Annotated in this window: 22 protein-coding genes; 6 read left to right on the top strand and 16 right to left on the bottom strand. The window is 65.2% G+C overall.

The window, feature by feature from the left end; all coding sequences use genetic code 11:
- Positions 1 to 5: 5 nt before the first annotated feature.
- The 8 genes from ybeY to IEG05_RS00755 all read right to left on the bottom strand — a co-directional run bounded on the left by ybeY (position 6) and on the right by IEG05_RS00755 (position 7,094).
- The gene (ybeY, locus tag IEG05_RS00720; protein WP_191121470.1) at positions 6 to 488 is read right to left on the bottom strand and encodes an rRNA maturation RNase YbeY; all 483 of its coding nucleotides are present in this window, start codon (positions 486 to 488) and stop codon (positions 6 to 8) included.
- Complete coding sequence (locus IEG05_RS00725; protein WP_003301727.1) at positions 481 to 1,488, bottom strand: PhoH family protein; 1,008 nt, start codon at positions 1,486 to 1,488, stop codon at positions 481 to 483. The genes ybeY and IEG05_RS00725 overlap by 8 nt, the downstream gene beginning before the upstream one ends.
- A 119-nt stretch (positions 1,489 to 1,607) precedes the next feature.
- Positions 1,608 to 2,921: a tRNA (N6-isopentenyl adenosine(37)-C2)-methylthiotransferase MiaB gene (gene miaB, locus IEG05_RS00730; RefSeq protein WP_191121471.1), complete on the bottom strand. Its 1,314-nt coding sequence runs from the start codon at positions 2,919 to 2,921 to the stop codon at positions 1,608 to 1,610.
- Positions 2,922 to 3,018: 97 nt separating this feature from the next.
- Positions 3,019 to 3,555, bottom strand: coding sequence for a tetratricopeptide repeat protein (locus IEG05_RS00735; RefSeq protein ID WP_191121472.1), 537 nt, complete (start codon positions 3,553 to 3,555; stop codon positions 3,019 to 3,021).
- Positions 3,556 to 3,672: 117 nt separating this feature from the next.
- Positions 3,673 to 4,296: a hypothetical protein gene (locus IEG05_RS00740; RefSeq protein WP_191121473.1), complete on the bottom strand. Its 624-nt coding sequence runs from the start codon at positions 4,294 to 4,296 to the stop codon at positions 3,673 to 3,675.
- Between the two features lie 8 nt (positions 4,297 to 4,304).
- Positions 4,305 to 5,588, bottom strand: coding sequence for a glutamate-1-semialdehyde 2,1-aminomutase (gene hemL, locus IEG05_RS00745; RefSeq protein WP_191121474.1), 1,284 nt, complete (start codon positions 5,586 to 5,588; stop codon positions 4,305 to 4,307).
- 55 nt (positions 5,589 to 5,643) lie between these two features.
- Positions 5,644 to 6,285 carry a thiamine phosphate synthase gene (gene thiE, locus IEG05_RS00750; protein ID WP_191121475.1) on the bottom strand — a complete coding sequence of 214 codons (642 nt, stop codon included), beginning with the start codon at positions 6,283 to 6,285 and terminating at the stop codon, positions 5,644 to 5,646.
- Between the two features lie 14 nt (positions 6,286 to 6,299).
- Positions 6,300 to 7,094, bottom strand: coding sequence for a hydroxymethylpyrimidine/phosphomethylpyrimidine kinase (locus IEG05_RS00755; protein ID WP_191121476.1), 795 nt, complete (start codon positions 7,092 to 7,094; stop codon positions 6,300 to 6,302).
- A 223-nt stretch (positions 7,095 to 7,317) separates the two neighbouring features.
- On the opposite strand from IEG05_RS00755, the gene IEG05_RS00760 reads away from it, so the two are divergent.
- Positions 7,318 to 9,318, top strand: a complete 2,001-nt coding sequence (locus IEG05_RS00760) for a sensor histidine kinase (protein ID WP_191121477.1) — start codon at positions 7,318 to 7,320, stop codon at positions 9,316 to 9,318.
- A 148-nt stretch (positions 9,319 to 9,466) separates the two neighbouring features.
- The gene (locus IEG05_RS00765; protein ID WP_191121478.1) at positions 9,467 to 11,113 is read left to right on the top strand and encodes an acyl-CoA dehydrogenase family protein; all 1,647 of its coding nucleotides are present in this window, start codon (positions 9,467 to 9,469) and stop codon (positions 11,111 to 11,113) included.
- Positions 11,114 to 11,135: 22 nt separating this feature from the next.
- On the opposite strand, the gene IEG05_RS00770 is transcribed toward IEG05_RS00765, so the two are convergent.
- Positions 11,136 to 11,978 carry an ion transporter gene (locus IEG05_RS00770; RefSeq protein ID WP_191121479.1) on the bottom strand — a complete coding sequence of 281 codons (843 nt, stop codon included), beginning with the start codon at positions 11,976 to 11,978 and terminating at the stop codon, positions 11,136 to 11,138.
- Between the two features lie 523 nt (positions 11,979 to 12,501).
- On the opposite strand from IEG05_RS00770, the gene IEG05_RS00775 reads away from it, so the two are divergent.
- Together IEG05_RS00775 and amn are read left to right on the top strand one after the other, a co-directional pair.
- Entirely contained in the window at positions 12,502 to 14,013 is a 1,512-nt protein-coding gene (locus IEG05_RS00775; protein WP_023444942.1) for a succinate CoA transferase, read from the top strand.
- Between the two features lie 222 nt (positions 14,014 to 14,235).
- Positions 14,236 to 15,711, top strand: coding sequence for an AMP nucleosidase (gene amn, locus IEG05_RS00780; RefSeq protein WP_191121480.1), 1,476 nt, complete (start codon positions 14,236 to 14,238; stop codon positions 15,709 to 15,711).
- Here amn and IEG05_RS00785 read toward each other — a convergent pair whose 3' ends face one another.
- The 7 genes from IEG05_RS00785 to IEG05_RS00815 all read right to left on the bottom strand — a co-directional run bounded on the left by IEG05_RS00785 (position 15,712) and on the right by IEG05_RS00815 (position 21,701).
- Positions 15,712 to 17,754 (bottom strand): pyrroloquinoline quinone-dependent dehydrogenase, encoded by a 2,043-nt coding sequence (locus tag IEG05_RS00785; RefSeq protein WP_003283008.1) that lies wholly within the window; start codon positions 17,752 to 17,754, stop codon positions 15,712 to 15,714. It lies immediately after the preceding gene.
- 9 nt (positions 17,755 to 17,763) lie between these two features.
- Positions 17,764 to 18,123: a hypothetical protein gene (locus IEG05_RS00790; protein WP_003283009.1), complete on the bottom strand. Its 360-nt coding sequence runs from the start codon at positions 18,121 to 18,123 to the stop codon at positions 17,764 to 17,766.
- A gap of 161 nt (positions 18,124 to 18,284) precedes the next feature.
- Positions 18,285 to 18,857 carry a HupE/UreJ family protein gene (locus IEG05_RS00795; protein WP_003283010.1) on the bottom strand — a complete coding sequence of 191 codons (573 nt, stop codon included), beginning with the start codon at positions 18,855 to 18,857 and terminating at the stop codon, positions 18,285 to 18,287.
- Positions 18,858 to 18,886: 29 nt separating this feature from the next.
- Complete coding sequence (gene ureG, locus IEG05_RS00800) at positions 18,887 to 19,501, bottom strand: urease accessory protein UreG (protein ID WP_003283012.1); 615 nt, start codon at positions 19,499 to 19,501, stop codon at positions 18,887 to 18,889.
- Positions 19,502 to 19,862: 361 nt separating this feature from the next.
- Positions 19,863 to 20,555, bottom strand: a complete 693-nt coding sequence (locus tag IEG05_RS00805) for an urease accessory protein UreF (protein WP_191121481.1) — start codon at positions 20,553 to 20,555, stop codon at positions 19,863 to 19,865.
- Positions 20,552 to 21,052 (bottom strand): urease accessory protein UreE, encoded by a 501-nt coding sequence (ureE, locus tag IEG05_RS00810; RefSeq protein ID WP_023444947.1) that lies wholly within the window; start codon positions 21,050 to 21,052, stop codon positions 20,552 to 20,554. The genes IEG05_RS00805 and ureE overlap by 4 nt, the downstream gene beginning before the upstream one ends.
- Before the next feature lie 163 nt (positions 21,053 to 21,215).
- Positions 21,216 to 21,701: a GNAT family N-acetyltransferase gene (locus tag IEG05_RS00815; protein ID WP_102832162.1), complete on the bottom strand. Its 486-nt coding sequence runs from the start codon at positions 21,699 to 21,701 to the stop codon at positions 21,216 to 21,218.
- A gap of 266 nt (positions 21,702 to 21,967) precedes the next feature.
- Here IEG05_RS00815 and IEG05_RS00820 point away from each other — a divergent pair, with 266 nt between their 5' ends.
- Both IEG05_RS00820 and IEG05_RS00825 read left to right on the top strand, forming a co-directional pair.
- Entirely contained in the window at positions 21,968 to 22,840 is an 873-nt protein-coding gene (locus IEG05_RS00820; protein ID WP_191121482.1) for a DMT family transporter, read from the top strand.
- Positions 22,841 to 22,940: 100 nt separating this feature from the next.
- Positions 22,941 to 23,804, top strand: coding sequence for an isocitrate lyase/PEP mutase family protein (locus IEG05_RS00825; RefSeq protein ID WP_003301755.1), 864 nt, complete (start codon positions 22,941 to 22,943; stop codon positions 23,802 to 23,804).

Here is a 23,804-nt window from a genome sequence, read left to right on the forward strand (position 1 = left end):
TTGACTCAGGAGTCCTTGCAAGTGCCCATGACGGGCGATTCTTCGGCATAGGGATCGGGATGACCCAGCTCGGCCAGCAGTTGACGCTCCAGCTCTTCCATCTCTTCGGCTTCGGCATCGTCAATGTGATCGTAGCCGAGCAGATGCAGACAGCCATGGATGACCAGATGCGCCCAGTGTGCCGCCAGTGCCTTGCCCTGTTCCGCGGCTTCGCGCTCGACCACCGGGACGCAGATGACCAGGTCGCCGAGCAGCGGGATGTCCAGCAGTTCGTCGGGAACGTCTGCCGGGAACGACAGCACGTTGGTCGCGTAGTCCTTCTGCCGCCAGGTGCGGTTCAGCTCGCGCCCTTCTTCCTCGTCCACCAGGCGAATGGTCAGCTCCGAGTCGCCGCTACGCTGGCGTAGCGCCATTTCGCAGCAGCGCTGCAGATCGGCGAGGGCCGGCGCAGCGCCCGTGCTGGCGCACTGCAGGTCGAGCTCAATCATCGCTGGCGTCCTGCGCGGCACGCTTGCTGGCCGGCGACTGGCGATCCTCGAAGGACTCGTAGGCCTCGACGATGCGCTGCACCAGCGGATGGCGAACGACGTCCTTTGGCTTGAAGTGGGTGAAGCTGATGCCGTTGACGTCCTTGAGCACCTCGATGACGTGCGCCAGACCGCTCTTGGTGCCGCGGGGCAGGTCGACCTGGGTGATGTCGCCAGTGATCACCGCGGTGGAGCCGAAGCCGATCCGCGTAAGGAACATCTTCATCTGTTCCTGGGTGGTGTTCTGGCTTTCATCGAGGATGATGAAGCTGTTGTTCAGCGTGCGGCCGCGCATGTAGGCCAGCGGGGCGATCTCGATCACCTGTTTTTCGATCAGCCGTGCCACATGCTCGAAACCGAGCATCTCGTAGAGCGCGTCGTAGAGGGGGCGCAGGTAGGGGTCGATCTTCTGTGCCAGGTCGCCGGGCAGGAAGCCGAGCTTCTCGCCGGCTTCCACCGCCGGGCGTACAAGGAGTATGCGGCGCACCTGTTCGCGCTCCAGCGCGTCCACTGCACAGGCGACGGCGAGGTAGGTCTTGCCGGTACCGGCCGGACCGACGCCGAAGTTGATGTCGTTGTCGAGGATGGCTTTGACGTAGCGCTGCTGATTCGCACCGCGGGGGCGGATCATGCCCTTCTTGGTGCGCAGGGCGACGCCCTGGTGCGCATTCGGATTGGCCAGCTCCTCCATTCCGGATTCCTGCAGGTACAGATGCACCATGTCCGGAGAGAGCTCGGTGTTCTTGGTTTCCCGGTACAGCCGGCGCAGCAGCTGTTCGGCAGACTTGGCCGCGTCGGTTGGGCCGATCAGCTCGAACTGGTTGCCGCGGTTGCGGATTTCCAGTTCCAGGCGCTGTTCGATCAGGCGCAGATGCTCGTCGAATTGGCCGCAGAGATTGGCGAAGCGACGGGCTTCAAAGGGTTCGAGGGTGAAACGATGCGGTTCTATGGGTGCGTTCAAGGGCTTTTATATGTGGCCGTGGTCGGCGAAGTGGTGAGGGAAGAATAGCGCCGCGGGCGCAAAGCGGAAAGCGCAGTCGCGGCCCCGATGCAATCACATGGGGGCCGCATGCCTGGTTCTCAAGCTAGCAAGGTGCCACGTAGCGAGTGCGGCAGCGCGTCGTCGATGTGCACTTCGACGAATTGGCCGATCAGTCGCGGGTTGTCGCAGCGGAAGTTGACGATGCGATTGTGCTCGGTACGGCCCTGCAGCATGCCAGGGTCCTTCTTCGAGTAGTCGCTGACGAGGATGCGCTGAGTGGTGCCTACCATCCGTCGGCTGTTCTCGAAACCCTGCTGATTGATGCGCTGCTGGAGGATCGCCAGGCGCTGCTTCTTCACCTCGTCCGGGGTGTCGTCGGCCAGATCCGCGGCCGGGGTGCCGGGGCGCGAGCTGTAGACGAAGGAGTAGGAAAAGTCGAAGCCGACGTCCTCAATCAGCTTCATGGTCTGCTCGAAGTCCTTGTCGGTCTCGCCGGGGAAGCCGACGATGAAGTCCGAGCTGATCAGGATGTCCGGCACTGCGGCCTTGAGCCGGCGGATGCGCGACTTGTACTCCAGGGCGGTGTGGTTGCGCTTCATCGCCGCGAGGATGCGGTCGGACCCGGCCTGCACCGGCAGATGCAGATATTTCACCAGCTGCGGGATGTCCGCATGGGCCTGGATGATCGCGTCGGAGAACTCCAGTGGATGGCTGGTGGTGTAGCGGATACGGCCGATGCCTTCTACTGCGGCGACGGCGTGCAGCAGGTCGGCGAAGTCATGCCCGTCGTAGCGATAGCCATTGACGTTCTGCCCCAGCAGGGTGACTTCCTTCACGCCGTTTTCGGCCAGGTGGACGACTTCCGCCAGCACGTCGGCCAGCGGGCGGCTGACTTCTTCGCCGCGGGTATAGGGCACCACGCAGAAGGTGCAGTACTTGCTGCAGCCTTCCATGACCGAAACGAAGGCACTGGGGCCGTCGACGCGCGGCTCTGGCAGGCGGTCGAACTTCTCGATCTCGGGGAACGAAATGTCCACCTGCGGTTTCTTGGTGGTGCGCGCGGCGTCGATCATTTCCGGCAGACGATGCAGGGTCTGCGGCCCGAAGACCACGTCGACGTACGGGGCGCGGTCGCGAATGGCCGCGCCTTCCTGGCTGGCCACGCAGCCGCCGACGCCGATCACCAGTTGCGGATTGTCCAGCTTCAGTTCGCGCCAGCGACCCAGTTGCGAGAAGACCTTTTCCTGGGCCTTTTCGCGGATCGAGCAGGTATTGAGAAGAATCACGTCGGCTTCTGCCGGGTTCTCGGTGATCTCCATGGTCTGGTGTTCGCCCAGCAGGTCCACCATGCGCGAGCTGTCGTACTCGTTCATCTGGCAGCCATGGGTTTCGATGAAAAGCTTGCGGGTCATGTTACGGGCCGGCGTTGTGCAAAAAATGACCGGCGATTATATGCCCACGACCGAGCAGGGGAAAGCGCGGGTGGATGCCGCGGGGTTTCTCGATTGTTCAGGGGATCTGCGGCGCGTCGGCGGCCTGCAGTTGCATCAGGTAGTCGCGGAAGATCTGCCCGAGGACCTGGGTGGCAATTTCCAGCTCGTCGCGACGCATCTGTCCGGAAACTCGGTCGGCTGTATCCAGCGCATCGTCTTCGCCATTCACGGCAGCCATCTTCAGCACGATGTAGGCCTGGACGTTGTTGGCCTTGACCCCTTCGCCGCGGAAGAACATCACGCCGAGCCGGTGTTGCGCGGCTGCATGACCGCGCAGTGAGGCCTGCTCGAACCAGTACAGCGCCTTGGCCAGGTCGCGTGGCGCACGCTTGCCGTCGTAGTGAAACTCGCCCAGCTCGTAGGCGGCTTTCACATCGCCTTCGCTGGCGGCCTGCTGGCAGTTGCGCAGTGCTTCGGGGAGTTCTTCGGGAAGGGTGTCGAGCGCGCAGCGCGCGGTCGCCGGGATCAGCAGGGTATTCCCGCCGGCCAGGGCCGTGAGAGGCGAGAGAAGCAGCAGACAGCCCAAAGACAGGATGCGGCCGGTGCGGATCATGAAAATCTGGCGCCTCGAGGAGCAGGGCGGTAATGAAAGGCTGGAACGAGCCAGCCGTCACATTATGGATAAGCTGCAGCCTGCTTACAAAGCCTTTAACCGCCTGTCATCGGCTTTTTATGCGACTGCCGGACTGTCCTCACGTGTGCTGCCCGGCAGGCGCACCAGCAGAATGGTCAGCAGCGGGCTGGCGATCGCCAACAGCAGCGGTCTCAGGTCGCCGAGCGGCTGGATGATCGACCCGCCGTTCGGCAGCGGTGCCGCGCCCAGCAGAAGCGCGCCAGCCGCCAGGCCGGCAAGGGTCGGCAGGCTTGCCGGCCATTGCAGCGCGCCGGCGTAGACCACCAGCAGCGCACTGGTCAGCATCAGGCCGAAGGCGTAGGGCTCGCTCCAGCCCAGCTGTCGCGCCAGTTCGAAAAACACGCACAGCCCCAACACCACGCGACCCCAGTTCGGTCGACTCCACACCCAGCGCCGCGCCAGGGTCAGCGCAGCCACTGCGATCAGCGGCAAACCGAGCAGCAGGCTGGCGCGCTCCAGCCACTGGTGCGCCTCCTCCAGATCTATGCCAAGCACGCTCGCCGCGGCGCACGCAGCGCTGGCGGCCGTCAGGATGAAGCCAAGCAGTGCGCTGAACAGCGCTGGCTGGTCCGCCTCGCCGTAACAGCGCCGGGTGCGGCCGATCAGCAGTGCGCTGGTGCCGGCAGTCAGGGCGAGCAGGATGCTCTGCAGCAATTCCATCGTCGGGTTCACTTGAGCTTGGCGAAGGCGCGCTCGGCCGCATCCAGAGTGATTGCGAGCTCGGTGTCGCCATGGGCGATGGAAGTGAAACCGGCCTCGAACGCGCTCGGTGCCAGGTAGACGCCGCCTTCGAGCATCAGATGGAAGAAGCGCTTGAAGCGGTCGGCATCGCTGGCCATGACATCGGCGAAGGTCACAATGTCATCGGCGCCGCTGAAATACAGACCGAACATGCCACCGACCTGGGTGGTGACGAAGGGGATGCCAGCGGCATCGGCGCGGTCCTGCAGGCCTTGCAGCATACGGCTGGTGTAGGCGCTCAGTTCGTCATGGAAGCCGGGGCGGCTGATCAGGCCCAGCGTGGTCAGGCCCGCGGCCATCGCCAGTGGATTGCCCGACAGGGTGCCGGCCTGGTAGACCGGGCCGAGCGGGGCGATGTGCTGCATGATGGCGCGCTTGCCGCCAAAGCAGCCGACCGGCATGCCGCCGCCGATGATCTTGCCGAAGGTCGACAGGTCCGGCGTCACGCCGTAGTAGGCCTGGGCGCCGCCGAGGGCGACGCGGAAACCGGTCATCACTTCGTCGAAGATCAGCACCACGCCATACGCGTCACACAGGGTGCGCAGGCCTTCGAGGAAGCCCGGTGCCGGGGGAACGCAGTTCATGTTGCCGGCGACCGGCTCGACGATGATGCAGGCGACCTGCTCGCCCTTTTCCTTCAGCGTGGCTTCGACTTCTGCTAGGTCGTTGTAGGCCAGGGTCAGGGTGTGCTTGGCGAAATCCGCCGGCACCCCGGCCGAGCTCGGCACGCCCTGGGTCAGGGCGCCGGAGCCGGCTTTGACCAGCAGGCTGTCGGAGTGACCGTGGTAGCAACCTTCGAACTTGATGATGTCGTCGCGGCCGGTGTAGCCACGGGCCAGGCGGATCGCGCTCATGGTCGCTTCGGTGCCGGAGCTGACCATGCGCACCATCTCCATGGATGGCACCAGGCGGCAGACCAGTTCGGCCATCTCGGTCTCCATGGCGGTCGGCGCGCCGTAGGACAGCCCGTGTTCGAGCTGGCGGCGCACGGCATCGAGCACCTCAGGGTGGCTGTGGCCGAGAATCATCGGGCCCCAGGAGCCGACGTAGTCGACGTAGCGCTTGTCATCTTCGTCGATCACATAGGCGCCGGCGGCGTGCTTGAGAAACAGCGGGGTACCGCCGACGCTGCGAAAGGCGCGCACGGGGGAATTGACGCCGCCAGGGATGTGGGTCTGGGCGCTGGCAAAAAGGGCTTCGGAACGGGACATGCGGGCCTCGCAGAACAGGGGCTGACCGCCGTGTGGCGGGTCAGCCGTGGCGGAATCAGGGGGTATTGAACAACTGGCTGAACGCTCTGGCGCGGCGCTCGACCTCGGCCGGGCTGTCAGCGGCGAACAGCGCGTGCACCACGGCGATCATCTGCACGCCCTCGGCGATCAGGCTTGGTGCCGTTTCCGGCGTGATGCCGCCGATAGCGACAATCGGCAGGCCTATGCGGGTGCGGGCTTCGCGCAGCAGTTCGGGATCGGCCGAGGGTGCCCCCGGCTTTGTCTGCGACTGGAAGAAGCGGCCAAAGGCGACGTAGCTGGCGCCGTCACGTGCGGCCTGTTCGGCCAGCGGCAGCTGCGCATGGCAGGTGGCGCCGATGATCGCCTGGCGGCCGAGCAGGGCTCGGGCGGCGGCCAGCGAGCCATCTTCCTGGCCGAGGTGCAGGCCGACGCCCAGTCGCGCGGCCAGCTCGGCGTCGTCGTTGATGATTAGTTGCGCGCCATGCCGGGCACAGAGTTCCTGCAATGCATCGGCTTCGCGCAAGCGGCGGGCCTCGTCACTGGATTTGTCGCGGTACTGCAGCAGGCGGGCGCCACCTTTCAGCGCAGCTTCGACATACGGCAGCAAACGGCCCTCGGCGAGCAACTTGCTATCGGTGATGGCGTACAGGCCGCGCAGGCGGGTCGAATCCTTCATGCGCTGCTCTCCAGTCAGACCAGGTCCAGGGGCAGGCGGCGCGGCACGTACTGGCCGTGGCCGGGGGCCTCGGCATCGCGCAGCGTACGCCAGGTGTAGTCGAGTGCCGAGCGGACCGCGCTGGTCAGCTCCTCGCCCAGTGCCAGGCGACCGGCCAGGGCGCTGGCAAGCGTGCAGCCGGAGCCGTGATAGCTGCCCGGCAGGCGCGCGCAAGTGAAGTCGTGACGACTGCCGTCGCGGCAATACAGGCGGTTGTGCACTTCGCTCTCGTCGCCATGGCCGCCGGTGATCAGCAGGTGGCGGATATGCGGCAGCAGGCGTTCGGCACACTCGTCGGCGCTGCCCTCCGGCAGTTCGGCAAGGATCCGAGCTTCCGGCAAATTCGGCGTGGCGATGGTGGAAACCGGGAACAGCCGCTCGCGCATGGCGTAGCCGACATCCTCCTTGCCCAGCGCGCCGCCACCGCCGGCGCGCAGCACCGGGTCGCAGACCAGCGGCACGCCCGGCAGCCGGGCCATGATCTCGAGCACCGTCTCGACCATCTCCACCGAGCCGAGCATGCCCAGCTTGACGGCGGCGATGGGCAGGTCGGCGATCACTGCGTTGGCCTGGGCGAGTACCCACTCGCGGTCGAGCACGCGGAAGTCGGAGACGTTGACGGTGTCCTGCACGGTGAGCGCGGTGACGGTCGGCGCGGCGTGGCAGGCCTGTGCCAGCAGGGCTTCGATGTCCGCCTGCAGACCGGCGCCGCCACTGGGATCGTGGCCGGACAGGCAGAGGACGACGGGACGGGAAGTGAAGTTTTTCATGGCGTGCGAGCTTATCACCAAACCGCGCTGGCGGGACGCGGCAGTTGTGCGTCTATCCGCCACCGCCGCGCGCACCGGTCATCGGCCAAGTCATCCTGGCGAATCGGCTTTTTCCGGGTGCGCACGCCGCTGTGGTAGATTGCTGGCACTTTGGTTTTCGGACCGTGCGACAGAGTTCACCGACGGTAGGTTCGCAGTAGTCGCCTGGCCTGCACGAGGCATCATGCGGTACGTCTTCCTCTTCTTCCTGGCTGTTCTGCCTGCCTTGGCCGCCGCCGTCGAGCTCGACGAACACACCCGTCATTTGCCGCTCGGGCAGATGATGGAAGTGTTCGAGGACCCGCGCGGAGAGATCGGCATAGAGGACATCGCGTCGCCCGCATTCGAAAGCCATTTCCAGCGCAATCGCACGCCGGTGTTCAACGCCGGTTATTCACGCTCCGTGCACTGGGTTCGCATCGATCTAAGCTACCGGCCGCAGCTCGCCCAGGGGGCGAGGCGCTGGTTGCTGGAAGTGGCGTATCCGCCACTGGACAGCCTGCAGCTCTATCTGTCCGACGGCCAGGGTGGCTACCGCCTCGCCCGGGATACCGGCGACACCCGGCCCTGGGCCAGTCGCGAGATCCGTCAGGGCAACTACCTGTTCGAACTCGAGCTCCAGCCCGAGCAGCCGCAGCGCGTCTACCTGCGGGTGGAGAGCGAAGGCTCGATTCAGGTGCCGCTGAGCCTCTGGTCGCAGCACGCCTATCTGGAGGCGCAGCCGGGACGCATCTACGTACTGGGCATGATCTATGGCGTGCTGCTGGCGATGCTGGTCTACAACCTGTTCATCTATATCAGCATCCGCGACCAGAGCTACCTGTTCTACATTCTCTACATCGCCGCGTTTGGCCTCTATCAGGTCTCGGTGAACGGCGCCGGGGTGCAGTTTCTCTGGCCGGATCGGCCCTGGTGGGCCAACGCTGCGACCCCCCTGCTGATCGGCGCCACAGGGTTGTTCGGCTGCCTGTTCACCCGCAGCTTCCTGCGCACCGCCGAGCACAGCCGCTGGATGGACCGGCTGTTGCGGCTGATCATCGGTTTTTCGGTGGTGGTCATGGTGCTGGCACTGACCACAGACTATGGCCTGTCGCTGCGCCTGGCCACCGCGCTGGCGCTGCTCTTCACCCTGGCGGTGTTCGCCGCTGGCATCCTGGCCTGGCTGCGCGGCATGCGTGTGGCGCGCTATTTCATCATCGCCTGGAGCGCGCTGCTGGTCGGAGGGCAGATCAACACCCTGATGGTGCTCGGCCACCTGCCGCACAACTTCCTGACGATGTACGCCAGCCAGCTGGGGGCCGCGCTGGAGGTGGTGCTGCTTTCGATGGCGCTGGCCGATCGCATCAACGCGCTGAAGGACGAGCGGGCAAAGATCCTGGAGAACGCCCGCTCCGACCTGGAGCAGCTGAACCGCGAGCTGGCCGAGAGCAACCGGCTCAAGGACGAGTTTCTCTCCAACATCAGCCACGAGCTGCGCACGCCGATGATGGGCGTGATGGGCGCGCTCGAGCTGCTGCCGGCGTCGGAAACTCCGGAGGAACTCCAGCAGTACCAGCACATCGCCACCGGTTCGGCGCGGGACATGATGCGCCTGGTCAACAACATCCTCGTGCTCAGCGAGTTGCGCGCCGGCAAGCTGCGCCTGCAGGCCCAGCGCTTCAGCCTGCGCGACACGGCGGTGCGGCTGGAGCAGCAGTTCGGCCCCCAGGCGCGCGCCAAGGGGCTGGCCTTCGATCTGGAATTCGACGGCAAGCTGCCGGACCGCGTGTACGGGGACGGCGAGAAGTTCGAGCAAAGCATCTGTCATCTGCTCGACAACGCGGTCAAGTTCACCTCGCGGGGCGCAGCGACGTTGCGCTTCGGCGGCGCGGTGGAACAGCGCCAGGTGCAGCTCGAGGTAGAAGTGATCGACAGCGGCATCGGTTTCAGCGACGCCGATCAGGCCTGCCTCTATCACCAGTTCCGCCAGGTGGATGGCTCCATGACCCGTCGCTACGGCGGGCTCGGCATCGGCCTGGCGATCAGCCGCGGGCTGATCGAAGTGTTCGGCGGGCAGCTGAGCCAGCAGTCGCGGCCCGGCCTGGGCAGTCGCTTCTGCATCCGCGTGCGCTTCCCGCTGCATGGCCCCGAACAGATGCCCGCGAGTCAACCGAACGGCAACCCGCCGTCCGCGCCGATTGCCTGAGGCGCGGACCTTTTGGCCGATACCTCGCTTCAAGCGGCCTGCCGCTGCGTGTTTCACTGCTGATCCAACCGCGCCGCCCGTTGCTCGCATGCGCCGACTACGCTTGCTGACAGCCGCCGCGCATCGGCAACGAAACGAGGGCCGTCAGATGATTCCGCAGACCTGTGCCGAAACCCACGAGGTCATCAACCAGGTGCCGTCGCTCGAAGGCGCCAACCTCTACCGCCTCGACCTGCCGTTGCAACAGTGGACGCAGCGCTATCATGCCGGCTGGGCCCAGGGGCGGCTGGATGTCTACGGCGCGCTGGCCGGTGGGCCACTGATGCAGGCCGGCTTTCTCGCCAACGAGAACAGGCCGGTGTTCAAGAGCCATGATCGCTACGGCCATCGCATCGATCTGGTGGAGTTTCATCCCGCTTATCATGAGCTGATGCGCAGCGCCGTCGAGCACGGTATTCCGTCGCTGCCCTGGAGCGACCCGCAACCCGGTGCACAGGTGGCGCGTGCCGCCTTGATGTACCTGCACAACCAGGCCGAGGCCGGCAGCAGCTGCCCGCTGACCATGACCTACGCCAGCGTGCCGGCACTGCGCCTGCAGCCGGATCTCGCCGAGCGCTGGCTGCCGAAGATTCTTGCCCGCGAATACGACCCGCGCAACCTGCCGCTGGAGCAGAAGACCGGCGTCACCATCGGTATGGCGATGACCGAGAAGCAGGGCGGTACCGACGTGCGCGCCAACAGCACACGCGCCTATCCGGTTGGTGCCGGTGGCCCCGGGCAGACCTACGAGCTGGTCGGGCACAAGTGGTTCTGTTCGGCGCCGATGTGCGATGCCTTCCTCACCCTGGCGCAGACCGACAAGGGCCTGTCCTGCTTCCTGCTGCCCCGCCATCGCCCGGATGGCACGCGCAACCAGTTCTACATCCAGCGCCTGAAAAACAAGCTGGGCAACTGGGCCAACGCCTCCAGCGAAGTCGAGTACCGCGGCGCGCTGGCCTGGATGGTCGGTGAGGAAGGGCGCGGCGTGCCGACCATCATCGAGATGGTCTCCTCGACCCGTTTCGACTGCATGATCGGCTCCAGCTCGCTGATGCGTCAGGCCCTGACCCAGGCCATGCACCATTGCGCGCACCGCCAGGTTGGCGGCCGGGTCCTGCTGGAGCAGCCGCTGATGCAGAACGTACTGGCCGATCTCGCCCTGGAAAGCGAAGCGGCGCTGGCGCTGACCCTGCGCATGGGCCGTGCCCAGGACAATCGCCATGATGAGCACGAAGACAAGTTCGCCCGGCTGGTCACCGCCGTCGGCAAGTACTGGATCTGCAAACGCGCGCCGAACATGATCGCCGAGGCCAGCGAATGCCTGGGCGGTGCCGGCTACGTCGAGGAAACCATCCTGCCGCGGCTGTATCGCGAGGCGCCGGTGAATTCCATCTGGGAAGGTTCCGGCAACGTGCAGTGCCTCGACGTCTTGCGCGCGTTATCGAAGGAGCCGGGCGTGCTCGAAGTACTGTTCGCCGAGCTCGGCGACGGTCACGGCGACGCCCGCCTGAAGGCGCATATCCGGCGGCTGAAGGCGGCCTTCGGCGACACCGAGGACATCCAGTACCGCGCCCGTCAGCTCACCGAGGACGTTGCCGTCGGCCTGCAGGCCAAACTGCTGCTCGAAGCGGGCAACGCCGCCGTTTCGGATGCCTTCATCGCCAGTCGCCTGGAAGTGCATGGGCGGGTTTATGGAACGTTGCCGCGCGGGCTCGACATCGACGCGCTGCTGGCGCGCAGTGCGCCGCAGCTGTGACTCCGTGGCAGGGTTGCGTCGCCTAGCGGCGCGCCTGCCCGCGTAGCAGGTCCTTGAGCTCGGCGATTTCCCCACGCAGAGCGCGGACCTCTTCATGCAGGTCGGCCTCGATGTGCTCGCGCGCCGCCTCGATGCTCGCCTGGGTGGCTTCGTGCTCCGCATCGGTAACCGTCTGCATCGCGTTGACGATGATGGCGATGAACAGGTTGAGCATGGTGAAGGTGGCAATCAGGATGAACGGGATGAAGAACACCCAGGCGTAGGGGAATACGTCCATCAGCGGGCGCACGATGCCCATCGACCAGCTTTCCAGCGTCATCACCTGGAATAGCGTGTACACCGAACGGCCGAGGTTGCCGAACCACTCGGGGAAGTCGGCGCCGAACAGCCCGGTGGCGATCACCGCGGAAACGTAGAAGACCAGCGCCAGCACCATGGCAATCGAGCCCAGGCCGGGAATGGCCGACAGCAGCGCGCCGACCACACGACGCATCGACGGCACCATGGTGACCATGCGCATCACCCGCAGTACGCGCAGGGCGCGCAGAACGCTGAACGGGCCGCTGGCGGGCACCAGCGCGATGGCCACCACGGTGAAATCGAACAGGCGCCAGGGATCACGGAAAAACGCCGCGCGATGAACGTAGATGCGCGCTGCGATTTCCACCACGAATACGCCGAGGATCAACATGTCGAGCACTCTGAGCAGCTCGCCCCAGCTGGCCACCAGTGCCGGCGAGGTCTGCATGCCGAGGATGGCCGCGTTGATCACGATCAGCAGCAGAATGCTGCGCTGAACGGCTGGCTGCTCGATGACCTGTTGCAGTCGACGACGAGTGCTCGTTTCCACGGGTGTTGCCTGCATGATGCCTACCTGTCCGTTTCGATCATCGCCCTGCCCGCGACCGTGGGGCTACCGTTGAATACAGTCGGGCGGGCGCGAGTATGGTGGCGAAGACCAGAGCGGGGAAGTGACGGCGGTGCCCGGTTCGTTACAGGGTTTGACAGCGTTCAGGCGGCACTTTGAGCGCGGCGACAGCCTTGGTGGCCCGGTTTAACCGCGTGAAGTGCGGCGTGCGAGCGCCTCGCCGCCGGCCGGTCGCGGTTGTGTTGGGCGTCGATACCGGCTATGACCTCTCCTGTGCGGCGGCCTGCTAGTACCTTTGTATAACAGCCAAACGAGCTGGTGCTCCTAGAATGGGGCGAGCGACTACGTTACGGGGTTGCAAGTGCCGCATGATTTTTTGAGGTTCCGATATTGAGCGGCAAAAGACATGGGCGCTTTGTCTCCGGACATCAAGTGGCCGTCTCCCTGCCTCGTCAGGCCTGGCGAATTTCTTTGCAGAGCCTTCACGGACGAGCATTCGATGAGTTTCTGAGGTGAGTTCATGGCAACCGATCTAAACAAGTACATCCGCAACGCAGCGTTTCTCGACAAGGTCGTCTCGGCAGAAGAGGCCGCGTCGTGGATCGAGGACGGCATGACGCTGGGCATGAGCGGCTTCACCCTGTTCGGGGAGCCGAAGGTGTTTCCGAAGGCACTGTCCGAACGCGGCCAGCGCGAGAAATTCAAGGTCAACCTGTTCACCGGCGCGTCCATGGGCCCGGCAGCCGACCAGTCGATGGCCGAAGCCGGCATCATCAACAAGCGCATTCCGTATCAGGGCAACCCGGTGCAGCGCAAGAAAATCAACGCTGGCGAGGTGCTCTACATCGACCAGCACCTGTCCCATACCGCGGAACTGCTTCGTCAAGGCGTCCTGCCGCAGGTCGACTACGCCATCATCGAGGCGGCGGCCATCACCGAGGATGGCCAGATCATCCCGACCGGTTCGGTCGGTAACTCGCCGATCTTCGTGCAGAACGCCAAGCACGTGATCATCGAGCTGAACACCTCTGCTCCGCGCGAGTACGAAGGCATGCACGACATCTACATCCCCGGCCCGGCCGGCGAGGATTCGCGCAAGGACATCCCGGTCTACAACGTCAGCAAGCGCATCGGCTCGATCGGTATCCCGGTCGATCCAGCCAAGGTGCGCGGTATCGTGCTGTCCAGCGAGCCGGACATTCCTTCCCCGCTGTTCGAGCCGAACGCCGAAACCCAGAAGATCGCCGACAACCTGCTGGACTTCCTTCGTGAGGAAGTGAAGCTGGGACGTCTGACCAACAGCCTGGCTCCGCTGCAGTCCGGTGTGGGCTCGGTGGCCAACGCGGTGCTGGCCGGCATGAAGACTTCCGAGTTCAAGGACCTGACCGTCGCTTCCGAAGTGCTGCAGGACGGCGTTTTCGACCTGATCGACGCCGGAGTGGTGAAGTTCGCCGCCGCCACCGCCTTCTCCCTGTCGAAGAAGCGCGTGGACAACCTGGCCTCGGACCTCGCGAAGTACGCCGGCAAGGTGGTGTTCCGTCCGCAGGAGATCTCCAATCATCCGGAAGTGATCCGCCGGCTGGGGATCATCTCCTTCAACACTGCGCTGGAAGCCGACATCTACGGCAACGTGAACTCCACGCACGTCAACGGCACCCACATGATGAATGGCATCGGCGGCTCGGGTGACTTCGCCCGTAACGCACGTATCAGCATCTTCGTGACGACTTCGACGGCGAAGGACGGCAAGATTTCCTCCATCGTGCCGTTCGTCACGCATGTGGATCACACCAACCACGACGTCGACGTGATCATCACCGAGCAGGGCTATGCCGATCTGCGCGGGCTGGCGCCTGTCGAGGCGGCGGCGCGAATCATCAACAACTGCATGCACCCGGATTACAGGGCCCAAGCGCTCGCCTACCTCGAAGAGGCGAAGCAGCGTGGCGGCCACACCCCGCACGTGCTGGAAAAAGCCTTCTCCTGGCATGCCAACTTCGCCAAGAACGGCACCATGCTGCTGGACAAGTAATCGGTAGGAGCCTGTGCGGCTGATGCAGCAATGCATCGGCGGCGGGCTCGAAGCGGTGCCCGAATCCGACGTCAGGCTCTGGCGTCGGATTTTTTTTTCGCCGATGACGGCGCACATTTCCAGCGCGCCGGCGTCTCGGATGCGGCTCCAGCCGCTCGGCTGCGTATACATCCGTCACCAAATGCAGCCAAGATAGGCCCGTGTGTTAAGCCAGGATGAGCCATGACTTCCAACGAATCCAGAACCTTCACCGTCGCCACCTGCGCTGAGGAGGCGGTCGACAAGCTGGCCGAGCTGCACGCGCAGGCCACAGCGGCGCTCAACCAGGCGCTCAAGCGCTACGTCACCAGCCGCACCGAGCCCAGCGCCGCGGAGCGCAACCTGTTCCGCTACCCGCAGCTGCGCCTGACCTACGAGTGCCACGGCGAAGTGCCGGCCTCGACCCGTGCCTACGCCAAGGTCCAGGCACCCGGCGTGTACAGCGTCACTGTGACCCATCCGGCGGCGTTCCGCGCCTATCTGCTCGATCAGCTGAAACCGCTGATCCAGGACTTCAACGTCACCGTTGAGGTCGGCATGAGCGACCGCAACATCCCTTATCCGTACGTCATCGAGCAGGGCGACGAGCTGGCCGGCACCGGCGTGACCGCCGCCGAGCTGGCGCGGGTATTCCCCAGCACTGACCTGTCCGCCGCTACCGACGATATCGCCGACGGGCTCTACGACTGGGAGCACGCCGATCCCTATCCGCTGGCACTGTTCGACGGCGCGCGCGTGGATTTCTCGCTGCGTCGACTGGTGCACTACACCGGCAGTGACTGGCGCCACGTGCAGCCATGGATTCTGCTGACCAACTACCACCGCTACGTCGACCAGTTCATCCGCCACGGCCTGGACATGCTGCGCGACGAAACCCGCTTCGTGCGCATGGTGCTGCCGGGCAACGTGGTTATCGAGCGCGGCATGGAAGAGGGCGAGGCGCAGGCGATCATCGGTGGCGTGATGTGGCACCGCTACCAGATGCCGGCCTATCACCTGATCGCCGAGGACGGCCACGGCATCACCCTGGTCAACATCGGCGTCGGCCCGTCCAACGCGAAGAACATCACCGATCACCTGGCCGTTCTGCGTCCGCATTGCTGGCTGATGATCGGACACTGCGGCGGGCTACGGCAGTCGCAGTCCATCGGCGACTACGTGCTGGCGCACGCCTACATGCGCCGCGACGGCATTCTCGACCGCGTACTGCCGCCGCACATTCCGCTGCCAGCACTGGCCGAAGTACAGCAGGCGCTGCAGGACGCTGCGGCCACGGTCACTGGCGAGCAGGGCGAAGCGTTGAAGAAGCGCCTGCGTACCGGCACTGTGCTGACTTACGACGACCGCAACTGGGAACTGCGCTGGGCGCAGGAACGGCCGCTGATCAACCTGTCGCGCGCCGTGGCGGTGGACATGGAGAGCGGCACCATCGCCGCCCAGGGCTACCGCCTGCGGGTGCCCTACGGGACACTGCTGTGCGTATCGGACAAGCCGCTGCACAGCGAGATCAAGCTGCCCGGCTCGGCCAACGCGTTCTACGAGCGGGCCGTTACCCAGCACCTGAAGATCGGTATCACCGCACTCGAACTGCTGCGCAACCAGCTCAACTCGCTGCACTCGCGCAAGCTGCGCAGCTTCGACGAGCCGCCATTTCGCTAGTCACTCCTCCAGCGTTTCGGTGGAGCTGGAGTCCCCCGGGGTGGGCAAGCTGTAGACCACCAGGTAATCGCCGATCTTGGTCTCCATGAAATGGTGACCGCCGGCAAAGATGGCCAGGTACTGGCGTCCGTTGACCTCGTAGGTCATCGGCGTCGCCTGGCCGCCAGCGGGCAGCACGTCCTGCCAGACCACTTCGCCGGTATCGATATCGATGGCGCGAATGAGGTCGTCCGTAGTGGCGGCAATAAAGATCAGCCCACCGGCGGTGATCACCGAGCCGCCATTGTTGGGCGTGCCGATGGTGAAGGGCAGGCGCGAGGGGATGCCGAAGGGGCCATTGTTGCGGGCGGTGCCCAGTGGCTTGTCCCACAGTACCTCACGGGTGGCCAGGTCGATGGCCATGATTCCGCCGTAGGGTGGCCGGGTGCAGGGGATACCGGTCAGGCCGTTGCGCCATGGCTTGATCGAGATGGCGTAAGGAGAGCCTGCCTGGGGCACCGGCCCGCCGGAATCGGTCGTCCCACCCGGCTCGCCCAGCGGCACCATGCCTTTCTCATCAGCCTCTTCGCGACGGATGAGCTGATCACGCATCGGCAAGTCGGTGTAGTTGGCGACAAAGATGCCGCGCTCGGGGTCCAGCGAACCACCGCCCCAGTCGTTGCCGCCGTTGTAGCCGGGGTATTGGATGAAGGGCCGCTCGACGCTCGGCGGGGTGTACATCCCCTCGTAGTCGGACTGCAGGAATTGAATCCGGCACCAGAGCTGATCCAGGGGTGAAAAGCCCCAGGCGTCGCGTTCGGTGAGCTTGGGCTTGGCGAGTGTCGGCATGCCGACCGAGAAGGGCTGAGTCGGCGACAGCTGTTCGTCGGGCAGCTTGCTGGCCGGCACCGGGCGCTCCTGCACCTCGGTGAGCGGCTCGCCGGTGCGCCGGTCAAGCACGAAGATATCGCCCTGTTTGGTCGGCAGAATGACAGCCGGGACGCTCTGGCCCTCTCCCATGGGAAAGTCGGCAAGCGTGCCCTGCGAGCCCAGGTCATAGTCCCAGACATCGTTGTGCACCGTCTGGAAAACCCAGGCGACTTCGCCGCTGGTGATGTCGAGCGCGACCAGGGCGGTGGAGTAGGGGTGCTCGTAGTCTTCTCTGTTGCCGCTGAAGTAATCCACAGCCGAATTGCCCATGGGCACGTAGACCAGGCCGAGCTCGTCGTCGGCCGAAAAGGTCGTCCAGGCATTGGGCGTGCCGCGCGTGTACTGCTCGCCCTCGGCCGGCATGCCCGTCTCGCCCGGACGCCCCATGTCCCATGCCCAGGCGAGCTCGCCGGTTTCGGCATCGTAGCCGCGGATCACCCCGGATGGCGCATCCTCCTTTTGCCCGTCGAGCACCTGGTGGCCGACCACGACCACGTTACGCACGATGGTCGGTGCCGAGGTCACCGCGACGTAGCCGGGGGGCGAATCGCCCATCCCTTCGAGCAGATTGACCTGCCCGGAGTTGCCGAAGTCCTCGCACGGCTGGCCGGTGTCTGCATCGACGGCGATCAGCCGCGCATCGAGCGTGCCCTCGATGACGCGCCGCGCGCAGGCCTGGGCCGGCTCTGGATCGGGCACCTCGTAATAGCTGACGCCCCGACAGGCTGCTGAATAGGGGATGTGATCGATCGGCACCTGTGGATCGAAGCGCCAGCGTTCGCGACCACTTCCGGCATCGAGCCCGATCAGGATATTCATGGCGCTGCACAGGTACAGCGAGTTGCCGACTTTCAGCGGGGTGTTTTCCGGGGCCCACTTGTCGTCCACTTCCGGTGGCGGCATGTCGCCGGTCTGGTACACCCAGGCGGGCTCGAGCTGGTCGACATTGTCGCGCGTGATTTGCCTGAGCGGCGAATAGCGGGTGGCTGCGTTGTCGCGGCCGTACGACGTCCAGTCCGAAGGCGCGGGGGAGGCCGCTGTCGCCCGTTCGGTGGTCGGGCTGTTCTGAGCCTGGGCGTGGTGAATGTCGGGCAGGCTTAATGTCAGCGCGGCGAGCGCGATCCAGAGGCGCATAGGTCTACCTCAATTCGAGTGGCGGCGAACCGTGGGGATGAACAGCAATGTAAGCAGCGCGATGACCGCGGGCGCGACCAGACGGGGTACCAGGGGCCAGGGCTCGAGGCCCACTTCCCAAAGTGCCCAAACCAGCGTGGCCACGAATACCAGCCAGTAGAGCCACACGCCTTGAATGCGCATGAATAACAGCAGAATGCCGGAGACCAGCATGCCGATACCGGCGGGCAGGTAATACCAGGAGCCTCCCAGCGTCACCAGCCAGAGGCCGCCCGCCGCCAGCGCCAGGCCATAGAGTGCGAGGACGATGGCAAATGCCTTCAGGGCCCAGTAGGCAAAGCCGTGCGTAGAGTAGGTGGTCAACAGCATCGCTCCCTTGTCAGTGGGTAGCCCGTTCTGCGGTGCGCTTTAAAGGCCGCACCGTAGAACGCGTCCACTAGCTTTGGTTTGTGCTGTCGCCGAGGGTTCCCGGTGATTCAGGATGGGACTGGGTTATAAGCGAGGGTTATTGTGGGCATGCCTGTCACCTATCAGGCGACCAGCAGCCAGGCGCCGGTAACCGCCGATACGGCCCCCGCGATGCGAACCAGCGGCGCTGCGGCCTGCGGCAGGCCGCGCACCAGCCCGTAGCCCAGGGCATGCAGCGCAGCGGTGGCCGCCACAAAGCCGACGGCGTAACCCCATGGGCTGGACAGCTCCGGCAGTTCCAGTCCGTGGGCGACGCCATGGCTGGCGGCGAACAGCGCGGTCAGCGCTGCGGCGACGACCAGCGGCGGGCGAATTGCCAGGGCTACCAGCAGGCCGAGGGCCAGAACCGAGCCGGCAATACCGGTTTCCATCAGCGGCATTTCGATTCCGGCGAAACCGGCCAGGCCGCCGAGCAGCATGGTGGCTACGAAGGTCAGCGGCAGCGCCCAGCGCGCCTTGCCAGTCTGTTGGGCGGCCCACAGTCCGACGGCAACCATCGCCAGCAGGTGGTCGAGGCCGAAGATAGGGTGGGCGATACCGGACATCACGCCGGCATGGTCATGCCCGGGGTGAGCCAAGGCCAGTGCCGGGCTGAGCAGCAGGAGGGTGGCGAGCAGTGGTTTGCGCAGGTTCATAAAGACTCCTTGGGATGAGCGGTCGGACGTCAGGCGGCGCTGAGCATTCCCTGTTTTTCGATAAAGGAGATGATTTCCTCGAGACCCTGGCCGACCTTCTGGTTGCTGAAGACGAACGGGCGCTCGCCGCGCATCTTGCGGGCGTCGCGATCCATCACCTCCAGCGAGGCGCCGACCATGGGTGCGAGGTCGATCTTGTTGATCACCAGCAGGTCGGACTTGCAGATGCCCGGGCCGCCCTTGCGCGGCAGCTTGTCGCCAGCGGACACATCGATCACGTAGATGGTCAGGTCCGACAGCTCCGGGCTGAAAGTCGCCGAGAGGTTGTCGCCGCCGGACTCGACGATGATCAGGTCCAGGCCGGGAAAGCGCCGGTTGAGCTGCTCCACGGCTTCGAGGTTGATCGAGGCGTCCTCGCGGATCGCCGTGTGCGGGCAGCCGCCAGTCTCCACACCGATGATCCGCTCCGGCGCCAGGGCCTCGTTACGCACGAGGAACTGGGCGTCTTCCTGGGTGTAAATGTCGTTGGTCACCACGGCGAGGTTGTAGCGGTCGCGCAGGGCCTGGCACAGGGCGAGGGTCAGGGCGGTCTTGCCGGAACCGACCGGCCCGCCAATGCCGACGCGCAGGGGTTGGGTGTTCATGGGTGTTCTCCTCTGGAAGGCGGTGTGACTGCCTTGGGGTTGATGCGAAGGGCGTGCTGCTGCCGATTGGGGCAGGGATGGGATTCGTTGGCTGAGTGTGGTGATCGTGCCGCGAGAGCCGTGAAGGGCCATGGATGGCCCTTGCGCGGCGACCCTCGGAGCAGCGATGGAACGAGGGAAGTCGAGCGCAGCGAGACCCGGATGCAGGGGCAAGACTTTTTGGTTCCTTTTGGGGGGCCGGCCATCCGGGCGATTGCCAAAAAGAACTCGCCCAGCAGGGCGAAACCTAAGCCATCCGCCGTTGGCGCTGTCGAGCTGCGCGCCGCAAAAGGTGCCGCCAGCACCCACGTGCCAACACCTCTCATGACCTAAACAACCGACTGTACTGCCGCTCATGCGCCATGCTGGTCAGCACCAACCCGAACGGCGCGCTGCCCCAGGCCGCTTCCGGCAGCTCGCTGGCGTCTCGCTGCGCCTGGCTCAGGACCGGCACCAGCTGCGAGGTCAACCGCTGCGCCGCCTGCTGCCCCAGCGGCAGGGTCTTCATCAGCACCGCCAGCTGGTTTTCCAGCCAGCCCCACAACCAGGCGGCGAGAGCATCGGCGGGCGTGATCTGCCAGGCGCGGGCCGCGAGCGCCCAAGCCATGGCCAGGCCCGGTTCTCCGGCAGAGGCAAAGCAGTCGCGTGCCTGTTGATCGAGTTCCGGCAGGCCGTCGAGCAGCTGCGTCAGGGAATAGCCCATCTGCCGGCTTTCCAGCTGAAGTTCGCGGGTTTCGCGGCTGGCGCGGTGCTCGGCGGCCAGAAGCAACAGACGCGGCCAGTCGTCCTGTGCCGCCGCTTCGCAATGCGCGAGCAGCAGCGGCGCCTCGAAGCGCGCGAGGTTGAGCAGCAGTTGATCCTCCAGCCAACGCCGAGCGCTGTCGGAGTCGTTCACCCAGCCGTTTTCAACCGCCATTTCCAGACCCTGGGAATAGCTGTAGCCGCCGATCGGCAGCTGCGGGCTGGCCAGCCGGAGCAGCGCCCAGGCCGAGCCGGGAGCGGCCGTCGCGTTCACGTCCGTACGCCGAACTGGTGCAGGCGCGGCGCGTAGCTGAACTCCGCCTCGCCTGCGTGGGAATGATGGTGGCCGCCACCATAGGCGCCATGCTCCGGCTGGAAGGGGGCTTCGATGTGTTCGACGCCGGCGCCCAGCTGCAACAGCATGTCCTTGAGAACGTAGTCGTCGAGCAGCCGCAGCCAGCCATCGCCGACCTGCAGGGCGACATGGCGGTTGCCCAGGTGATACGCCGCGCGGGTCAGTTCGAAAGCGCTGGTGCAGGTGACGTGCAGCAGTTGCTCGGGCCGAGCACGCACGCGCACGACACGGCCATCACCGGCGAGCAGGCATTCGCCATCGTGCAGCGGCGGCTGGCCGCGTTCGAGAAACAGGCCTACATCCTCGCCGCTGGTACTGAAGCAGCGCAGGCGACTCTTGCTGCGCGCGTCGTAGGTCAGTTCGAGTTCGGCCTGCCACTCGGGGCGGGCGTCGATGCGTTGGCGAATCACCAGCATGTGCAGAGTTCCGGTCGGATCGTTCCCGGAACAAGAGCAAGTGGCTTGCCAACCGGCCCCATATATCCTGATCGCGGCGCCTTTCGGGCATGCGTGCCTGATAATGGGGCTTTGAGCGCACCGTCATAGTGCGCCTGTCGGGGTCGGGTAAGGTGCGTGCGCCTTACTGGTGCAGGTCGCGCACCATGTACACGGCAGGGATCTGGTAGCTGGCCAGATTGCCGGCCTGCGGCGGGTCGAGTTCGTCGTGGGCTTCGTAGCCCAGACGCGACCAGAAACCGGTGGAGTCCTGCACCGACACCAGTGCCGAATAACGCAGCTGTGCGGCACCAGCCTGTTGCAGGTTGTGCCGCACCAGTGCCGGGCCGATGCCGCGGCCGGCGGCCCGTCCGGCCACGGCCAGGTCATGCAGGTAAAGGCAATCGGCTTCGCCGTCGGTGCAGAACTCCCCGTCCAGCGGCGTCACCTTACCCAGTCGCGAGTGGTAGGCGAACAGATAGGCGCACACACCCTCGTCATCCTCGGCCACCCACGCCAACTGCGGAAATGTCGCCAGACGTGAGCGGATCACCGCCTCGTCTTCCAGAACCTCGGCGGCATAGGATTGTTCCTGGATCGCCAGGACGGCAGGGATATCGCGCTCCTGCATCGCTCTCAACTGGTACATCACGGCTACACTCGAACGCCGCGAAACGCCGCGCGGCTCGGCAAAAAGCCGGCGATCATACGCGAAATGCCGGCGTTCCGCTTGCCGCCGGGCGGCGCGTCCGGGCTCAGTCAGCGCACGCAGTGGAACGGACAGGGCAGTGACGCCACCGTCCTGGTTGGGCTGAATGGTTTCAGCTGATTGGTGCAGCGGTGCGACAAGATGACAGGCATAATGGTTAGTCTGCTAACAAGTGGCTGAGGCCTGCGTTGAACGATCACCATCACCCGCTCTACGGCGTTCTGCTGATATTGCTGTCGGGCCTGTTGCTGGCCAGTCATGACGGGCTGGCCAAACACCTCTCGGAAATCTACCCGGTGTTCCTGGTCATCTGGGCCCGTTACGTCGCGCAGACGGTGCTGATGACCGCGCTGTTCGTGCCGCGCATGGGCCAGCGCGTGTTTCGCACCCTGCGCCCGTGGCCACAGTTGCTGCGCGGGTTGAGCCTGGTCAGCGTGAGCCTGCTGTTCATCAACGGCCTGCATTTCATCCCGCTGGCCGAGGCCACCGCGGTGATCTTTCTGACACCGGTGCTGGTGACCATCGCCTCGGCGCTGCTGGGCGAGCGGGTCAGCCGCAGTCAGTGGCTGGCCGTGGGCTTCGGTCTGCTCGGGGTGGTGATCATCGTGCGCCCCGGTTCGGCGCTGTTCACGCCGGCGGTGCTGTTGCCCTTCGGCGCGGCCCTGTCGTTCACCGTGTATCAGCTGGTGACCCGGCGCCTGGCCGGTACCGACCATCCGGTGACCAGCAACTACCTGACCAGCTTGGTCGGCTGCGTGACCCTGAGCGTATTGGTGGTCTTCAACTGGCGGACGCCAACGCTGCACGACGCGCTGCTGATGGGCGCGCTCGGCGGCATGGCGATGCTCGGCCACCTGCTGCTGACCAATGCCTTCCGCTTCGCCAGCGCGGCGACCCTGGCGCCGTTTACCTACGGGCAGATCGTGTTCGCCGGGGTCGTCGGCTATGTCGCCTTCGATCACGCGCCGGATGCCGGGGCGCTGATCGGTATGGCGGTGATCATCGCCAGCGGCCTGTGCATGGCCTATGTGCAGCGCTGCCAGGGGCCGGCCGAGGGATAAACAGCGAAAATGTGCCATTCGGCCGACCAGGCAGCTTCTCAACAACACTGAAATGAAAAGACAGGGCGAATCGACCCTTGCGTGCACCCATGGAGCCTATATGCCGCGACTCTCTCATCACGACCTGCGCCGCAACTTTCGCGAGCTGCTCAACGCCGACCGCTGCTTCCACACCGCCTCGGTGTTCGACCCGATGTCCGCGCGCATCGCCGCCGACCTCGGTTTCGAAGTGGGCATCCTCGGCGGCTCGGTGGCCTCGCTGCAGGTCCTCGCCGCGCCGGACTTCAACCTCATCACCTTGAGCGAGTTCGTCGAGCAGGCCACGCGTATCTGCCGCGTCGCTCAGCTGCCGGTACTGGCCGACGCCGACCATGGCTACGGCAACGCGCTGAACGTGATGCGCACCGTCTCCGAACTGGAGCGCGCCGGGATTTCCGCGCTGACCATCGAGGACACCCTGCTGCCGCCCAAATTCGGTCGCCGCTCCACCGACCTCATCGGCATGTTCGAGGCGGTTGGCAAGATCCGTGCGGCGCTGGAGGCGCGAGTCGACCCGGAAATGGCCATCATCGGCCGGACGAATGCCGGGGTGATCGGCTTCGAGGAAGTCATCGCCCGCGCCCAGGCCTACGAGAAGGCCGGCGCCGATGCCATCTGTCTGGTCGGCATCGAGGACTTCGACCATCTGGAAAGCATCGCCAGCCAGCTCAGCAAGCCGCTGATGCTGGTCACCTACGGCAACCCCAACCTGCGCGACAACGCTCGGCTGGCGGCGCTCGGCGTGCGCATCGTGGTCAACGGCCACGCGGCCTACTTCGCGGCGATCAAGGCCACCTACGACTGCCTGCGCGAGCAACGCCAGGTCGATGCGCTGGACCTGAACGCTTCGCAGCTGTCGGTAAAATACTCCACGGCCGATGAATACGTCGTCTGGGCCGAGGAATACATGCAGGTCAAGGAATAG

This window comes from Stutzerimonas kunmingensis, assembly GCF_014764705.1.
GTDB lineage: Bacteria > Pseudomonadota > Gammaproteobacteria > Pseudomonadales > Pseudomonadaceae > Stutzerimonas.

Excerpts from the sequence above, each read along its gene's own strand:
- amn (WP_191121480.1), top strand. The coding sequence starts at position 14,236 with ATGACTTCCAACGAATCCAGAACCTTCACCGTCGCCACCTGCGCTGAG.
- thiE (WP_191121475.1), bottom strand. The coding sequence starts at position 6,285 with ATGAAGGATTCGACCCGCCTGCGCGGCCTGTACGCCATCACCGATAGC.
- IEG05_RS00735 (WP_191121472.1), bottom strand. The coding sequence starts at position 3,555 with ATGATCCGCACCGGCCGCATCCTGTCTTTGGGCTGTCTGCTGCTTCTC.
- IEG05_RS00775 (WP_023444942.1), top strand. The coding sequence starts at position 12,502 with ATGGCAACCGATCTAAACAAGTACATCCGCAACGCAGCGTTTCTCGAC.
- IEG05_RS00760 (WP_191121477.1), top strand. The coding sequence starts at position 7,318 with ATGCGGTACGTCTTCCTCTTCTTCCTGGCTGTTCTGCCTGCCTTGGCC.
- IEG05_RS00765 (WP_191121478.1), top strand. The coding sequence starts at position 9,467 with ATGATTCCGCAGACCTGTGCCGAAACCCACGAGGTCATCAACCAGGTG.
- hemL (WP_191121474.1), bottom strand. The coding sequence starts at position 5,588 with ATGTCCCGTTCCGAAGCCCTTTTTGCCAGCGCCCAGACCCACATCCCT.
- ybeY (WP_191121470.1), bottom strand. The coding sequence starts at position 488 with ATGATTGAGCTCGACCTGCAGTGCGCCAGCACGGGCGCTGCGCCGGCC.
- IEG05_RS00785 (WP_003283008.1), bottom strand. The coding sequence starts at position 17,754 with ATGCGCCTCTGGATCGCGCTCGCCGCGCTGACATTAAGCCTGCCCGAC.
- IEG05_RS00825 (WP_003301755.1), top strand. The coding sequence starts at position 22,941 with ATGCCGCGACTCTCTCATCACGACCTGCGCCGCAACTTTCGCGAGCTG.
- IEG05_RS00790 (WP_003283009.1), bottom strand. The coding sequence starts at position 18,123 with ATGCTGTTGACCACCTACTCTACGCACGGCTTTGCCTACTGGGCCCTG.
- IEG05_RS00740 (WP_191121473.1), bottom strand. The coding sequence starts at position 4,296 with ATGGAATTGCTGCAGAGCATCCTGCTCGCCCTGACTGCCGGCACCAGC.
- IEG05_RS00795 (WP_003283010.1), bottom strand. The coding sequence starts at position 18,857 with ATGAACCTGCGCAAACCACTGCTCGCCACCCTCCTGCTGCTCAGCCCG.
- miaB (WP_191121471.1), bottom strand. The coding sequence starts at position 2,921 with ATGACCCGCAAGCTTTTCATCGAAACCCATGGCTGCCAGATGAACGAG.
- IEG05_RS00755 (WP_191121476.1), bottom strand. The coding sequence starts at position 7,094 with ATGAAAAACTTCACTTCCCGTCCCGTCGTCCTCTGCCTGTCCGGCCAC.
- ureG (WP_003283012.1), bottom strand. The coding sequence starts at position 19,501 with ATGAACACCCAACCCCTGCGCGTCGGCATTGGCGGGCCGGTCGGTTCC.
- ureE (WP_023444947.1), bottom strand. The coding sequence starts at position 21,052 with ATGCTGGTGATTCGCCAACGCATCGACGCCCGCCCCGAGTGGCAGGCC.
- IEG05_RS00815 (WP_102832162.1), bottom strand. The coding sequence starts at position 21,701 with ATGCAGGAGCGCGATATCCCTGCCGTCCTGGCGATCCAGGAACAATCC.
- IEG05_RS00770 (WP_191121479.1), bottom strand. The coding sequence starts at position 11,978 with ATGCAGGCAACACCCGTGGAAACGAGCACTCGTCGTCGACTGCAACAG.